This window comes from Pedobacter sp. AK017, from assembly GCF_014200825.1.
Lineage (GTDB): Bacteria > Bacteroidota > Bacteroidia > Sphingobacteriales > Sphingobacteriaceae > Pedobacter > Pedobacter heparinus.
The window spans coordinates 21,553-35,964 of sequence record NZ_JACHCW010000014.1; the positions used below are offsets into that span (position 1 = coordinate 21,553).

A 14,412-nucleotide genomic window follows, 5' to 3' on the forward strand; every position below is an offset into this window, starting at 1 on the left:
GGGTTTCTTTGTGTAATAGCGCGCTTTTTATTCGCCTGTCTTTTTATTCGTTGCAGGGGTTTTGGTGGCTTTGCCTGCTTTTGTGGTAATGCTAATGACACCGTTTGCAGCTCTGGCACCATATAGTGCTGTTCCTTTTGCATCTTTAAAAACACTGATGGATTCAATATCATCTGGATTCATGTAAGAAAGATCTGATTTGTCCTGTATTTTACCATCTATTACAACAAGTGGTGAATTTGCGGCATTGTCACCAAATTTCATCTGGCCGCCATTGGCATCTTTGAAGATAATGCCGCTATTGTTCCCGATTAAATTGACTGCCGGGACCTGGGTAGCTCCATTGTTTAGCGTGAAGCTGATGGGGATATTGTATTTAACACGTACTGCTTTGCCGTTCTTCATCCCTGGTGTCCATTTCGGCGATTCTTTCAATACCCTTATGGCTTCTTCATCTGTGCCGCTTCCCAGTTTTCTTTCCACTTTAAAGTCACTTAGGGTGCCATCCCTTTCTACAATAAAGGATAAAAACACTTTGCCCTGAATGTTGTTCTTTTGTGCTTCTGCAGGATAGCGGATCGCTTTTTTAAGGTAGGCATAGAAATTCTGCATACCACCCTCGAATCCCGGTTGTTTGTCGATGGACACGAAATCATAGACCTTGTCTTCATTCTCTGTTTCAGAACCGCCATAAGCTACCACCATGATGTCATTTAATGGGGTATAGTCCTTTGGAGCTGCTGTATTTTCATTTATTTTAGGGGTATTGGTATCACTGAGGATATACTTGATCTTTATACTGTAATTTCCATCCATTGTGCTTTTATACATCGGAAACGCGGTGATGGTTCTCATGGCCTCGAGATCACAGCCTCCGCCTAATTTTGCTGCGATACCTATATTTTCGAGCTGGCCATCTGCTATGGTAAATTTAATGATGGTGCTGCCCTGTATTTTTTGTTGCTGGGCAATTGAGGGATAGCGTATAATTGTTTTAATGAACTTGTAAAAATTGTTCCAGTCGGGCGCCGCTGCTGTTTGCACAGGTTTTTCGGCAGCTGGCACAAGGGCAATTTCCTGAGGTGTTTTTTTAGCGGTTTTCACCCTTTCAGTTACAGCCTGTTGCAGTACGGGGGTTACCACTTCTTTAACCACCTCAACCGGATTGTTTAGGGGGATCTCGTTTGCAATTTGCTGGATCTGGACATTGTTGCGGATGGTGGCCGACGACATGATGAGTGCGAGGGCTAGAAGCGGTACAAACATACCATATTTTAAAATGGCTGTTTTTCTGGATCTTTGTTTATGGAGCATAAATATTCTCTTTTTGATCAATGATTTACTAAAAAAACTATTGGTTAGTTTGCTGGCAGGTACGCCGAAGGCACTGCTGAGCAATAACAGGGCATAAGCTTTTTTATCGCCCTGAAAGGTAGCTGCTGCTTCATCGGCCAGGTACTCGTGGATATTCTTTAAGGAACGTTTGTAAAAATAGACGACCGGATTGAACCAGGTAAATATGCCCAGCAGCTCGAAAAACAATACATCGGCACTGTGCAGCTGGCGGATATGTACTTCTTCGTGTTTGTGGATGGTTTGCAGCTGGGGCAAATTGTTATCGATCCTTTTCTGGCCAAAAAAAGAAAATGCTGTACCCGGGCCTGTTTTTTTCAGAAGTTTCCCTACGGTAAGCAATTGCCAGATCAGTTTACCCGTAAAAAACAGGATGCCTGCCAGGTAAAGGATCACGATAAGGTTGCCGGGGCTATAGCTTTCAGGCTTTTGGGGCGCCACAATTACCTGGGTCATCAGACTGTTCAGCTGGTCTACCCCAACGTAGAGCGGTTGGGCAACAGGCTGCGTGGCAAACCATTCGAACCTTAAAAAGGGAATGGCCAGGGAAAGCAAACCGGCAGCGAGCAGGTAAATCCTGTTGAGCAGGAAATAAGTTTCTCTGTCTAACAAAACCTTATAGCAGCCATAAAATACAATTAAGTAGATGTTGACCTGCAGGATGTAATGTGCTGTGCTCATCGTGGTCTGTTTTTAATTTTATTGATCATTTTAAGGATCTCGTCCACATCGCTCAGGTCGAGCTTTTCTTCTTTTACAAAGAAGGAGAACATGCTTTCTACAGAATTTTCGAAATAATTATCGAGCAGCTTTTCAGTAGCGTGGCGTTTGTAATCTTCTCTGCTGATGAGGGGGTAATACTGGTGCGACTTGCCGAAGGCTTCATGCCCGATGAAACCTTTGGTTTCCAGGATCCGGATAATGGTAGATACGGTGTTATAGGCAGGTTTTGGTTCGGGTAAATAATCCATTACATCTTTAACGAAGCCTTTTTCTATTTGCCAGATGATCTGCATGAGCTGTTCTTCGGCTTTGGTGAGGTCCTTGATTTCCATATTAAGTTTTGTTTACACGTTTGTAACCATTAGTTGTTCCGGGTAACGCGTAATTTCCCGTATAACTAAGGATTTAGTATAAACGTATAACTAATATTTTAGTTTTCAAAATTTTTTACAAAAAAAGAATTGGGCGCTGCTTTAACCGCGCAGATCTGCCAGAGAAATTTAAGGGCATAAAAAATGGCGGCATCCGCCGCCAGATTTTATTATTAACTAAACTAAATTGCGATTTTTGGGGTTTGCTTTGAACAGGCAAACAAGTGGAGCGTGAAGGTATACTTTTTCTTATTTAGAGAAAGGGTTCAATATTTTAATAAATGCACCTTTTATAGCCGGCGCCTTAGCTGCCAGGTCTTCATGCTGGCTTTCTGTACTGCCTGCGGCAAATGTCAGTAACATCATGATAAAGACCGGCACAAGCAGGAGTAAGAATGGCGATGTATTTGCTAACTTTTTCATAGTTGTATATTTATTCTTTAAGCCTTTGTTTTAAGCCGGCTTTAATGGCTGTTTGTAATGATGAAACAAATAGAATGATTTTTAAAATGCTGTTAAAATGTTTTAGACCAATTGTATTTTATCTTAGATAAACGGTTAAAATGAATAGTTTTGTGGATGATTGGCTTGTTTGGCCAGTTGGTAGAAGAAAAATGCCCGTTGGTCGAAAGCGAATGTTTTAAAACAATTAGATTGATGTAATTTGAAAGCCGGGTTTGGACGGTGGAAGGTTAAAATGAAATAGAAAAGCGCGTATTAAATGAAAAGCAGGGGCCCCTTAGTTGTACATCTTTTTTTCTGGTTAATTATACTATCCATATTGCTTTGGGATACTTTTAGCGGTCACCAAACACCGTCGAGGTATGAAGTTGCGGTTAAACTGGGGTATTTTGCCATTATCAACCTTTCTATATTTTACATCAACTATACACTGCTTATCCCCATTCTTGTTGAACAGAAAAAGAAGTATGGCCTGTATATCCTTTCTATCTTTTTGCTGATTGCGGTAATGGTGATCATCAAAACGGTGGTGGCCAGTTTAAACAGTGATTTCTTTTTAACCTATTTTAGCCAGGATTCGGGTAAGATCGAATACTACGAGATCACGAAGTATGTCGTGTTCGCTATTTTTGTATCCGGCTTTTTTGTGGTGGTGAGTGCTTTACTGAAGTTTGCGGTCGACTGGTTTGGGAGCGAACGGGTGCAGCGCGACCTGCTTAGCGAAAAACGGGATATGGAACTGCAGTTTTTGAAGTCGCAGTTGAACCCGCACTTTCTGTTCAACTCTTTAAACAACATTTATTCGCTGGCTTATCAGAAATCGGATAAAACAGCAGATGCAATATTGAAACTTTCGGAGATCATGCGCTACATGATCTATGAGAGTAATGACAGCTGGGTATCCTTAAGTAAGGAAATTGCTTATGTGCAAAGTTTTATTGAACTGCAGAAACTGAGGTTTAAAGATGGTGCCGCGGTAGAGTTTACCATAAACGGTGAGATTGATGACCAGCCGGTGGTGCCCCTCATCCTGATCTCTTTTGTGGAGAATGCATTTAAACATGGGGTTGCCAACGACCCCAGCGATCCCATCCGCATCAATATTATCGCCAATCAGAAAATATTGCATTTCAGCATTACCAATAAAAAGAACAAACACAACAAAGACCAGATGGGTGGGGTTGGCCTGAACAATGTTGAGCGACGGTTACAGTTGCTCTATCCTGAACGATATAAATTAAATATCGTAAATTCGGCTACTCATTATACCAGTGAATTAATGTTAGATATATGACAAAGTTAAAGTGTATTGCAGTTGATGACGAGCCTTTGGCATTAGACATTATAGAAGACTACGTTTCTAAAGTGCCTTTTCTGGAGCTGATCAAACGCACGGAAAATGCGATAGAGGCCTTACAGATGGTGCAGGCAGGTGGGGTTGACCTGGTGTTTCTGGATATACAGATGCCGGAGCTGACAGGGATCCAGTTTTTGAAGATCGCAAATGGCAAGTCCAATTATATTTTTACAACGGCTTATTCCCAGTATGCCCTGGAAAGCTACGACCTGAATGTTTCTGATTACCTGTTGAAGCCCATTGCATTCGACCGTTTTTATAAGGCGGTAGAGAAAGTGCACAACCAGCTGAAGGTAGGACAACCAGCTGAAAACACTATTCAGCCACTTTTAACACCTGCAACAGCAGTGGCCCCTGCCAATCCCATACAGGATTTTATTTTTGTAAAAACGGAGCATAAAATCCAAAAGATTGAGCTGGACAATATCCTGTACATAGAAGGGTTGAAAGATTACATTTCTATTTTTACCAAGACGGAGCGCGTAATCACTTTACAGAACATGAAAAAGATGGACGAGACCCTGCCTAAGGGCCAATTTATCAGGGTGCATAAATCGTATATCATTGCCCTGGATAAAATTGAGAGCATTGAACGCAGCAGGATTTCTATAGGTGAAAAGGTAATTCCTATCGGGGATACCTACAGGGATGAGTTTTTCCGGCACATCGACAATAAAAATATCTAAGTAGCTATTCAGCAGGTTTTAACTGGTTCAGATTTGATCTGATCGCGTTTTCAGCTTCCAGCACAATTTCTTCAGGATTTTTATCGGTGATGTCCAGCGGTTTCAATACCGTCCATCGTAGTTTCTCGCCAAAGCTTAGGGGATAGGCGCCATATTGTACCAGTTTCCAGGAGTTTTCGATGGCAACAGGTACGATGATTGCATGGGGCACAACTTTTAAGAGTGTGGCAATGCCGCCAACCTGAAAGTTTTTCATTTGTCCGTCTTTTGCGCGGGTACCCTCGGCAAAGATCATGGCCGACCAGTTATGTTCTTTCATCCTGCGGCCAAGTTTGATCAGTTCCGAAACAGCCTGTTTACTGTCTTTACGGTCGATATTGGCCCCGCCACCATATTTCAGGTTGTAAGAAATGGAGGGGATACCCTTCGTAAGTTCAATTTTTGAGATGAACTTGACATGGTATTTCCTGAGGAACCAGATGAGCCCGGGGATGTCGTACATGCTCTGATGGTTGGCTACAAAGATAATGGGCTGATCTGTGGGCAGCTGCTGTTGGTTTAGGAAGGTAATTGATGAACCCAGCAGCAGATCGCTGTAGGTAAGAAAAAAGTTAAGCAGGTCTACTGCCGCCTTGTGTGCCCTATACCCAAAAAAACGGTAACAGATCCATTGTATGGGATGAAAGATGACCAGCACCAGTCCAAAAAAGATATAAAACAGCGGGCTGAAAATATAGCCTAAAAACTTATTCATAATTATAAATGACCTTCCTGAATCAATATTTTAGTTTTTAAAATAGCGGCTACACTGATACTGTCGGTAATTTCTCCGCTTAGCACCATTTGGTAAGCCTCATCAAAAGGGAGTTTGCGGATGCTCAGCTGTTCAGTCTCTTCTGGGGCCGACTCGCCCTGACTTAGGCCCCTTGCTATGTAAATAATGGCAAGTTCATTGCTTACAGAATTGGAGAGGTGCATGCGCTGGACCTCTATCCAATCGCTGGCCCGCAGGCCGGTTTCCTCTATCAGTTCGCGCTGTGCACTTTCCAGCGGATCTGATTCCAGTGGTCCCCCACCTTCTGGGATTTCCCAGCTGTAAGCTTTCAGTGGAAAACGGTACTGGCCTACCAGCCAGGTATTGTGGTCTTCATCGAGCACCATAATACCGATGGCATAATTTTTAAAATGGACCTCGCCATATATGCCTTTGCCGCCTGAAGGGTTGATCACGTTGTGCTCTGTTAAGCCGATCCAGTTGTTCTCGTAAATCTTGTGGCTGTCTATCGTTACCCAGGGATTGCTGTTTTCCATGGCTGCAATATACAAAATTCTGATTTTAGTGGCCTAATCTGCTTTAGGCGGAGTAGGCACTTTTTTAATTTTTGTAAAGCGGTAATTCAGACTGATGGTAACGTTGCTGGTATTGCTTTCGGAAAAGCTTTGTAACCTGAAATTACTGCCTTCACTAAATAAGGTGTAGTTACGTTTTCCAAAAGGATCGCTAAGGCTGATGCGGGTGCTGAGCCTGTTTTTAAGGAACGTTTTTCGGGCAGCCATGGCAGAGCTTACCGAACCTTTGGCCCGACCCTGGGCGTTTACATTGTTGGCATAGTTTACATTGGCTTCGAAAGCGGTTTTTAGGGGCAGTTGCATAGACAAGCCTACAGCACTGCGTACACTTAAACCCTTCCGGTTTAAGGCCGAATTTAAAGTGGAGGTATAACTGCTTTGTGTAAGTGTTAAATTGGCATTGGCCGAGAGTTTTTTGTTTGGCCGGTAGTTTCCGATCAGGAATAGGCCGAAAATGTTATTGGAGCCTACGTTGTAAAAGGTGGTTTCTGATTTGGCTACCCCATTTACAACACTTACTGCGCGGTAACGTTCGATGACGCCGTTGCTGGTAGAATAAGACAGGCGGGGGGTAAATGACCATTTTTCGCCAAAAGCCCCAAAGCTGATGTCCATCTGGTGGGTATAAGCAGGGATAAGATCAGGGTTGCCATAAGAGACATTTAAGGTGTCGTTGTCGTTGATCTGCGGGTTTAAGGTATTCTCTCTAGGCCGGTTGATCCTGACGCTGTAAGTAGCCCCGATATTGTATCTTTTTTTAAAAAAATGGTTAACAGAAATGGTTGGGAACAGGCTAAGGTAAGGATTGATGTGGTAGCTGCTGCCGGTAGAAAGATCGAAGTTGACATCTGTTAGTTCGGCTCTCAGACCTGTTTTAACGCCAATACCCTTTCCCCTGTAATTGTATGAGGCGTATCCGGCAAGAATACCTTCATTGTATAAAAACTCATTGGTCAGCTTCTCGGCAACCACATATTGCTGCGCATTAAAATCAAAATCCCGGACCAGCATGTCGTTGTTGTTTTTCCTGTAACTGTACATGATCCCGGCTTCCAGCTGATCACGTTTTTTAAAAACAGGGCGGTCGTAATCGAGGTTAATGGTAAGGCCATTATTGCCGATACCAGTGGTATTTTCGCGTAGCGAAGGCTTGGCGGTTACGGGCAGGGTGTAATGCTGGTCCAGCAAACGCAGGTTGTCGTTATCATTGTTGTTAAAGGTTAAGCCCAGGGTCAGCTTTTCACCACTTTCTGTTGCTTTGAGGCTATAATCGGCATTAAAAACAAAATTATGACTGGTTCCGTCACCTGTACTTAGCTGGTTACGTACACGTCTCAGGTCGAGTTCTTCACTTAAAAAATTGAAATCTGTACCGGCCCTGCTGCTGCTGCTGTTGGTATTGAAATTGGTATTTACACGAAGGTTTTGCTGCGGACTAATGTCCCAGTCGAGTGCCGCCCTGAAATTACCGCCATTGCTGTTACTTTTGCTATTGCTATAATTGTCGTAATAAAAAGTAGTGTCTTTAACCAGGTCAAAGTTTTCGCGGTAGCTGTGCGAACTGCTTCGGCCTATATTGCTTCTGTAGGCCGCACCTCCGCTTAAAGAATAGTTTTTACTGCGGTAGGAAGCGTTCGAGTTCATATTGGTATTGCCTTGCAGGCCAGCTGTTATACCGGCATTGCCATTAAAACCAATGGCAAAACCCTTTTTCATCACAATATTGATGATGCCTTCCCCATCGCCTGAGTACCTGGCCGGTGGGTTGGTCATGACTTCTATTTTTTCAATCGCATCAGAAGGCAGCACGTTTAACAGGTCGGCAATATTGGAAGTCATGTAATCCGAAGGTTTGCCATCGATGAAGATGCGGGTAGCGCGTTTTCCGGAAATGCTGGCATTGCCGTCAATATCGACCTGCACCATAGGGACATTTTTGAGGATATCGGTAGCGGTGCTTCCTTCGGCGAGGATAGATTTATCTACGTTATAGGTGATCTGATCTGCCGAAAACTCTATCACCGGCTTTTCGGCGGTAATGGTAACCTCGCTTAAGTTGTTCTGGTCGCTGCCCAGTTTTAAGGTGCCCAGGTTACGTTCAAAATCTTTTTCGGTAAGGATAACCTCGTTTACGGTTAGGCTGGCGAAGCCAACAAAGCTTACCTTTACCTTATAGGTACCGTATTTTAGGGCATTAAATTTAAAAATACCATTTTCGTCTGTTGCGGTGGTTACCAAAGGGTGTTCAGAACCGGTTTCATAAACGGCTATTACGGCCGAAGGTATGGGCAGACCACCCACTTCTTCCACCACCTTTCCGGTAATTACCCCCTTTTCGGTAAAGGCATATCCATTCAGAGAAACAAGGCCGAGAAGGAGGCTGAAAATTAAAAATGCGTATTTTTTCAATGTCTGGTCTGGCTATTGGTGGTTAAAAGGACTCTTCATCCGAACGCATTTCCTGCTGGTCAGATTTTTTGGTCTTTTTAAAGTTAAAATCATTTTTACCAAAACGGTAAGCATAAGTTAAACTGGCCATAGTGCCCTGCATGTAGCGCCTGAAATCGGTAATGGCATTGTTGGCACCTGTGGTCATGCTCCACCGGCGGGTGTTAAATACGTCCCTCACATTCAGGCTTAAAGAGGATTTTTTGTTTTTAAAGTCGTACCGTGCTCCTGCATCTACTGCATACATGGCATTTCTTCTGCCCTGGGCCATGATCTCCCTTGAACGATAATCGCCTTTTACCTGCATGGTGATGTTGTATGGAAGGATAAAATTATTGGTCAGGTTGGCATTCCAGCTAAAACCAGAGTTGTCTACAATCCCAAACTGGGGTACGCCATCAAGCTTGCGCTGGTATAGATTTACGTTTCCGGTAAAGTTCCAGGCTTTGGCAGCATCAACCCTGGCAATAAGTTCCAGGCCGCTCGACAATTCCCGGGTTAAGTTCCGGGGGGTGACGATGGTAATCCCGTTTTCATCAGCCTCTGTCCGTATGCGTTGGATTACATCGTTGGTCTGGCGCATATAGGCAGTAGAAATAAAGGTGATCTTTTTCCAGTATTTACTGTAGCTCAATTCATAAGCATGTACATCTTCAGGTTTCAGGTTGGGATTACCCTGGCGCCAGATCAATGGGTCTGAGACATCCAGAAAAGGATTGGTATCCCATCCCCGGGGCCTGTTTACCCTGCGGCTGTAACTGAGCTGGAGCTGCTGATCGGCATTGAATTTCTGAGTAAGGAAAATACTTGGGTACAGCCTTTTATAAGCTACCTTTCCCGGAACATAACTCAAATTCCCTGCATTGTCGTACCTGCCCAAACGGGTGTCGAGTGTGGCATCTTCGCCCCTTAAACCTATCTGGTAGCCGAAGTTTTTTACCTGGTTCTGGAAATTGACATACAGGGCATGCACCTGGTCTTTGCTGTTAAATTCGTTGGTCAGTGCAAAATTGATGTCATATTCATCGTTAAGGTGGTTAAAGTTAGTAGAAAAGGTATTGTTGTCGGCATATCGGATCTGGCTGCGATAGCCGGCCTCAATTTTTCCTGCTTTACCAACAGGTAGGGTATAATCGGTCTGGATGTTATAACTCCTGTTTGTCCCCTTTCCATCATTGATCTGGATAGCGGGCAGCAAATTGACGTCAGAACCATTGATATTGTAAACATCGGTCTGGTAATTCTGGTAATTGTCGTTGGTCCCGTCCGAAAAGCTGAAGTTAAAGGTAAGCTCTTCCTTGGGTTTCTTAAATTTCTGAACAAAATCCAGGCTAAGGTCGTAGCTCCCACCTGATCCCGAATTGGAATTGTTTCTTCTGCTCAGTTCAAGCGGGTTTTTTGAAGCGTTTAATTTATCGATGTTTAAAAACTCATTCCTGTCGTTGTCACGGATGTTAAACCCGCCGGTAAAGCTGAGGATACTTTTTGGGGCAAGGTAATAATCCAGCCCGGCCTTAAAATTATGGCCTTTATCCAATGATTTTGAATCGGTACTTTGATTGGCAAAAGCAGTGGGAAAGCTTGGGTTTAAATACTGGATATTGCTGTAGCCACCACCCAGGCGGTTTCCGTAACGATAGCTGTAGTTGCCATAAATGTTAACCTTATTGTTCTGAAAGCTGAGACTGGTATTTGCATTGTAATTGTCGCGGTTGCCTGCAGTGAGTGCCACAGAGCCGTTTAGTCCAAGCTTTTTATTTTTCTTTAAAACGATATTGATGATGCCCGATTGTCCTTCTGCATCGTATTTTGCGGAAGGGTTGGTAATCAGCTCTACACTTTCAATGGAACTGGCAGGTATAGATTGCAGGATCTGTGCAACGTTGCCACCGGCAATCATGGAAGGTTTGCCATCTATTAAAACTTTAACGCCCGTTGAACCCCTGAGGCTCACATTTCCATCAATATCCGATTGAACAGAAGGTACGTTCTGCAATAGGTCTGAAGCCGACCCGCCCTCACTTACTAAGCTCTGGTCAACAGAAAAAACCTTTTTATCAATACCCAGCTGCATGGTACTTTTCTGTGCTGTAATGGCCACTTCCTTTAGTGCTGTGCCTTTGGCCGTTTTCATTTTTATGGTGCCCAGGTTAATTTCCCTGTGTGCGTCGGTTATGGCAACAGAATCTCTTACCATGGTCTGATAACCCACATAGCTTACCTTAAATGTGAAAGCGCCTTTAGGCAGTGCGGTCATGTTCAGGTTCCCGTTGGCATCGGTCTGCATGCCCTTTACTACTGCTTTGGTTTTACGGTTGATGATCATTGCCGAGGCAAAAGGGATGGTTTCACCGGTTTGGGCGTCCACAACTTTGGCGGTTATTTTACCATCACTGGCAGACTGGGCATTAAGGGTTATGGTGGCAGAACAAAAGGCAAGCGTTAAAAGCAGAACTTTGTAAAAGTAATTGGTCATTAATTGGTGTTTATTTGTTTGTGTGTTTAGGTAGGACAAATAAACGACTACGAAGTTTAAAAAACGCGGCGTAACTATTTTATTACAGGTCTTTCTGTCTTGTGTTACTGCCAAATGCGCGCGAGGTTAGTCGACCGTTACGGTAAGTCCTTCCTGCTGTAATATTTTCCGGTAAACTTCCATTTCAGTAAAGGAGCCTTCCAGTACCGCACATTTTCCTTTGTTGTGTACTTCCCAGGCAATTTTTTCTGCCTGATGCTCAGAGTAGTCGAGGTATTTCATCATACAGTGGATGACATGATCAAAAGTATTTACGTCATCATTCCAAAGGATTAAACGATGAATGGTTTTTAACGAAGTGAGTATTTCTTCTAACGTAAATGTTTCTTCTTTTGTTTCTGTCGACATCCTGCAAAAATAAGCTAATTTCAAAATAATGTTGCAGTTAAAGTTATTTTTGCTTAAAATTATTCGTAAAGCTAAGGATTATGCAGCGTTCAAAGATTGCGGGGATAGGTTATTATGTACCCAAAAATGTTTATACCAATAAAGATCTATCGCGTTTTATGGATACCAGCGATGAATGGATACAGGAACGTACCGGAATCAAAGAACGCAGGTTTGCCGACCGGCTGGAAGAGACGACCACGACCATGGGTGTGGAAGCCGCCAAAATTGCGATTGATAGGGCAGGTATTACAGCTCAGGATATCGATTTTATCCTGTTTGCCACGCTTACTCCAGATTATTATTTTCCGGGATGCGGCGTATTGCTGCAGCGGGAAATGAAAATGAAAGAAGTTGGGGCGCTGGATATCCGGAACCAGTGTTCGGGCTTTCTGTATGCGCTTTCTGTTGCCGATCAGTTCATTAAAACGGGTATGTACAAAAACATATTGGTGGTAGGCAGCGAAAAGCATTCTTTTGCGATGGATTTTGAAACACGCAGTCGTAATGTGTCAGTGATATTTGGAGATGGCGCAGGTGCAGTGGTTTTGCAGCCCACACAAGAAGAAGGACAGGGTATTTTGAGTACACATTTGCATAGTGATGGTGAAGATGCAGAACTGCTGGCCATGTTTTATCCCGGGGCGAGCGCTAATAAATGGCTGAAGGATAAACCCGGTTATCCAGATCAGGAGCTTGGGGGACTTTTTTTAACCAGGGAACAATTGGAAGGCGGTGCCGCACTGCCTTATATGGACGGGCCGGCGGTATTTAAAAAAGCCGTGGTCAAATTTCCGGAAGTGATCAATGAAGCATTAACTGCAAATCATTTAACAGCGGGGGATATTGACCTGCTGGTGCCGCATCAGGCCAATTTACGCATCAGTCAATATGTACAGCAGCTATTGGGACTGCCGGATGATAAGGTTTTCAATAACATCCAGAAGTATGGCAATACTACTGCGGCATCGGTTCCTATTGCTTTATGTGAAGCCTGGGAAGCCGGAAAAATTAAAGATGGCGACCTGGTTTGTCTGGCTGCATTTGGCTCTGGCTTTACCTGGGCCAGTGCTTTGATCAGGTGGTGAGGATCAGCTCCCTTTAGCCGATCGTGTCATTTGTTCAAAAGCGTCCCACATTTCATTGGGTACTGCCTCCAGACCATTAAACTGACCCGCGCCCTGCAGCCATTCGCCTCCGTCTATGCTGATCACTTCACCATTGATATAGCCGGCAAAGTCGCTGATCAGAAAGGCAGCAAGGTTGGCCAGTTCCTGGTGTTCACCAACCCGTTTCAGGGGCACCCGGTTTTTGAAATCAAACTTTTTGGCCAGATCGCCGGGCAGTAAACGCTCCCAGGCACCTTTTGTAGGGAAGGGGCCTGGTGCTATGGCATTGGTACGGATGCCATATTTACCCCATTCAACAGCCAGCGAACGGGTCATGGCCAGTACGCCCCCTTTTGCACAGGCCGAAGGCACTACGTAAGCCGATCCGGTAAAGGCATAAGTGGTTACAATATTCAGTACACTTGCGGCTTGTTTCTCTTTTATCCAATGTTTGCCAAAAGCAAGGGTACAGTTTACAGAACCTTTAAGTACAATATCGATGATGCTGGAAAAGGCATTTGCCGATAGCCGTTCTGTAGGGGAAATGAAGTTGCCGGCTGCATTATTTAAAAGGCTGTTTACACTGCCAAAAGTTTTAAGTGTTTCTGACAGCACGTTTTCTACCTGGTCGTAATCGCGTACATCACAGGCTACCGCCAGCACTTTGCCCCCGGTTTCCTGTTCCATTTCTGCAGCTGTTTTTTGCAGCACTTCCTGTTTGCGGCTGGTGATGACCAGGTTGGCCCCCAGTTTCAGGAAATAAGTGCCCATGGCCCTGCCTAGGCCTGTGCCGCCGCCCGTGATCACTATGGTTTTACCTTTTAAGGCATCATCTCTTAACATCGGTTCGTTAAACATGCGCTTATTTTTTTTGCAGGTTATCAATAATTGTTTTCAGGATATTTCTTGTAGTAGGTGCCCACCATTGCTTCAGCATCTTTTGCAGGGCTTCCGACTGGTCGGCACCGGTTGATGCAATTAGCCCCTGTCTGATGTTGAGCTTACTCTGTTCCCAGGTATTGCGCTCCATGGCCATATACTTCCTGATCTTCCGCTCTGCCGCGGTTAAAATACCGGCAGGATTGACCAGCTCATCTACCAGGCCAATCTGCAAAGCTTCATCCGGACTAAAGAGTTTCCCCTCCAGTAAGCTCCGCGACGCATTGGCCTGGCCCAGCCAGAACGCGTACAGGTTAAAAATGCTGTTGGGTACAATAATGCCTACAGGCACTTCATTCAGGCCAATGATATAGTTACCCTCTGCCATGATCCTGTAATCACAAGCCAGGGCAATTACACAGCCACCGGCAGGGCTATGGCCGTTAACTGCAGCTACCAAAGGTTTTTTAAAGGCCGTAATGGCTGCAGTGAAATTCAAAAACAAGTGCCAGAAAGATTCGGCCTCTGCTTCATTATAGTTGTAAAGTTCAATCAGGTCCAGGCCTGCAGAAAAGAAATTCTCTTTTCCGGTGATGATTACACCTGCAATATTGGGGTCTCCGGCTATATTGTGCAGCATGTCGCTCAGTTCGGTGATCATTTCCCGGTTAAGGGCATTGGATTTACCTCTGTCTAACGTAATGATGCTTAAATGGTCTTTTATCGTAACTTTTATGGTGTTCATGCGCTT

Annotated in this window: 13 protein-coding genes; 3 read left to right on the forward strand and 10 right to left on the reverse strand. The window is 44.2% G+C overall.

Translation table 11 applies throughout. The features are described 5' to 3' along the window. Positions 1–27: 27 nt before the first annotated feature. The 3 genes from HDC92_RS18695 to HDC92_RS18705 form a co-directional block, all read right to left on the reverse strand. Positions 28–2,034 (reverse strand): TonB family protein, encoded by a 2,007-nt coding sequence (locus HDC92_RS18695; RefSeq protein ID WP_183876647.1) that lies wholly within the window; start codon positions 2,032–2,034, stop codon positions 28–30. Continuing rightward, a complete protein-coding gene (locus HDC92_RS18700) occupies positions 2,031–2,408 on the reverse strand; it encodes a BlaI/MecI/CopY family transcriptional regulator (protein ID WP_012780393.1) in 378 nt (125 codons plus the stop codon). Before HDC92_RS18700 ends, HDC92_RS18695 begins: the two co-directional genes overlap by 4 nt. A gap of 288 nt (positions 2,409–2,696) precedes the next feature. Next, entirely contained in the window at positions 2,697–2,870 is a 174-nt protein-coding gene (locus HDC92_RS18705) for a hypothetical protein (protein ID WP_012780394.1), read from the reverse strand. 298 nt (positions 2,871–3,168) lie between these two features. Here HDC92_RS18705 and HDC92_RS18710 point away from each other — a divergent pair, with 298 nt between their 5' ends. Together HDC92_RS18710 and HDC92_RS18715 are read left to right on the forward strand one after the other, a co-directional pair. Further along, positions 3,169–4,203, forward strand: a complete 1,035-nt coding sequence (locus tag HDC92_RS18710) for a sensor histidine kinase (RefSeq protein WP_012780395.1) — start codon at positions 3,169–3,171, stop codon at positions 4,201–4,203. Further along, complete coding sequence (locus HDC92_RS18715; protein WP_183876648.1) at positions 4,200–4,952, forward strand: LytR/AlgR family response regulator transcription factor; 753 nt, start codon at positions 4,200–4,202, stop codon at positions 4,950–4,952. The genes HDC92_RS18710 and HDC92_RS18715 overlap by 4 nt, the downstream gene beginning before the upstream one ends. Positions 4,953–4,956: 4 nt before the next feature. Here HDC92_RS18715 and HDC92_RS18720 read toward each other — a convergent pair whose 3' ends face one another. From HDC92_RS18720 to HDC92_RS18740, 5 genes are all read right to left on the reverse strand, one after another. Then, complete coding sequence (locus HDC92_RS18720; protein ID WP_183876649.1) at positions 4,957–5,706, reverse strand: lysophospholipid acyltransferase family protein; 750 nt, start codon at positions 5,704–5,706, stop codon at positions 4,957–4,959. Between the two features lie 2 nt (positions 5,707–5,708). Next, positions 5,709–6,263 (reverse strand): NUDIX domain-containing protein, encoded by a 555-nt coding sequence (locus tag HDC92_RS18725; protein ID WP_183876706.1) that lies wholly within the window; start codon positions 6,261–6,263, stop codon positions 5,709–5,711. Between the two features lie 33 nt (positions 6,264–6,296). Beyond that, entirely contained in the window at positions 6,297–8,711 is a 2,415-nt protein-coding gene (locus HDC92_RS18730; RefSeq protein ID WP_183876650.1) for an outer membrane beta-barrel protein, read from the reverse strand. 22 nt (positions 8,712–8,733) lie between these two features. Next, positions 8,734–11,226, reverse strand: a complete 2,493-nt coding sequence (locus HDC92_RS18735; protein WP_012780400.1) for a TonB-dependent receptor domain-containing protein — start codon at positions 11,224–11,226, stop codon at positions 8,734–8,736. 126 nt (positions 11,227–11,352) lie between these two features. Further along, complete coding sequence (locus HDC92_RS18740) at positions 11,353–11,634, reverse strand: ATP-dependent Clp protease adaptor ClpS (protein ID WP_012780401.1); 282 nt, start codon at positions 11,632–11,634, stop codon at positions 11,353–11,355. An 80-nt stretch (positions 11,635–11,714) separates the two neighbouring features. Here HDC92_RS18740 and HDC92_RS18745 point away from each other — a divergent pair, with 80 nt between their 5' ends. Next, positions 11,715–12,761, forward strand: coding sequence for a 3-oxoacyl-ACP synthase III family protein (locus HDC92_RS18745; RefSeq protein ID WP_183876651.1), 1,047 nt, complete (start codon positions 11,715–11,717; stop codon positions 12,759–12,761). A 3-nt stretch (positions 12,762–12,764) separates the two neighbouring features. On the opposite strand, the gene HDC92_RS18750 is transcribed toward HDC92_RS18745, so the two are convergent. After that, entirely contained in the window at positions 12,765–13,640 is an 876-nt protein-coding gene (locus tag HDC92_RS18750) for an SDR family oxidoreductase (protein WP_012780403.1), read from the reverse strand. A gap of 4 nt (positions 13,641–13,644) precedes the next feature. After that, positions 13,645–14,406: an enoyl-CoA hydratase/isomerase family protein gene (locus HDC92_RS18755; RefSeq protein WP_012780404.1), complete on the reverse strand. Its 762-nt coding sequence runs from the start codon at positions 14,404–14,406 to the stop codon at positions 13,645–13,647. Positions 14,407–14,412: the final 6 nt, after the last annotated feature.

What these genes read in the sequence shown, in the direction of transcription:
- HDC92_RS18695 (WP_183876647.1), bottom strand. Translation starts at nt 2,034, where the DNA reads ATGAGCACAGCACATTACATCCTGCAGGTCAACATCTACTTAATTGTA.
- HDC92_RS18700 (WP_012780393.1), bottom strand. Translation starts at nt 2,408, where the DNA reads ATGGAAATCAAGGACCTCACCAAAGCCGAAGAACAGCTCATGCAGATC.
- HDC92_RS18705 (WP_012780394.1), bottom strand. Translation starts at nt 2,870, where the DNA reads ATGAAAAAGTTAGCAAATACATCGCCATTCTTACTCCTGCTTGTGCCG.
- HDC92_RS18710 (WP_012780395.1), top strand. Translation starts at nt 3,169, where the DNA reads ATGAAAAGCAGGGGCCCCTTAGTTGTACATCTTTTTTTCTGGTTAATT.
- HDC92_RS18715 (WP_183876648.1), top strand. Translation starts at nt 4,200, where the DNA reads ATGACAAAGTTAAAGTGTATTGCAGTTGATGACGAGCCTTTGGCATTA.
- HDC92_RS18720 (WP_183876649.1), bottom strand. Translation starts at nt 5,706, where the DNA reads ATGAATAAGTTTTTAGGCTATATTTTCAGCCCGCTGTTTTATATCTTT.
- HDC92_RS18725 (WP_183876706.1), bottom strand. Translation starts at nt 6,263, where the DNA reads ATGGAAAACAGCAATCCCTGGGTAACGATAGACAGCCACAAGATTTAC.
- HDC92_RS18735 (WP_012780400.1), bottom strand. Translation starts at nt 11,226, where the DNA reads ATGACCAATTACTTTTACAAAGTTCTGCTTTTAACGCTTGCCTTTTGT.
- HDC92_RS18740 (WP_012780401.1), bottom strand. Translation starts at nt 11,634, where the DNA reads ATGTCGACAGAAACAAAAGAAGAAACATTTACGTTAGAAGAAATACTC.
- HDC92_RS18745 (WP_183876651.1), top strand. Translation starts at nt 11,715, where the DNA reads ATGCAGCGTTCAAAGATTGCGGGGATAGGTTATTATGTACCCAAAAAT.
- HDC92_RS18750 (WP_012780403.1), bottom strand. Translation starts at nt 13,640, where the DNA reads ATGTTTAACGAACCGATGTTAAGAGATGATGCCTTAAAAGGTAAAACC.
- HDC92_RS18755 (WP_012780404.1), bottom strand. Translation starts at nt 14,406, where the DNA reads ATGAACACCATAAAAGTTACGATAAAAGACCATTTAAGCATCATTACG.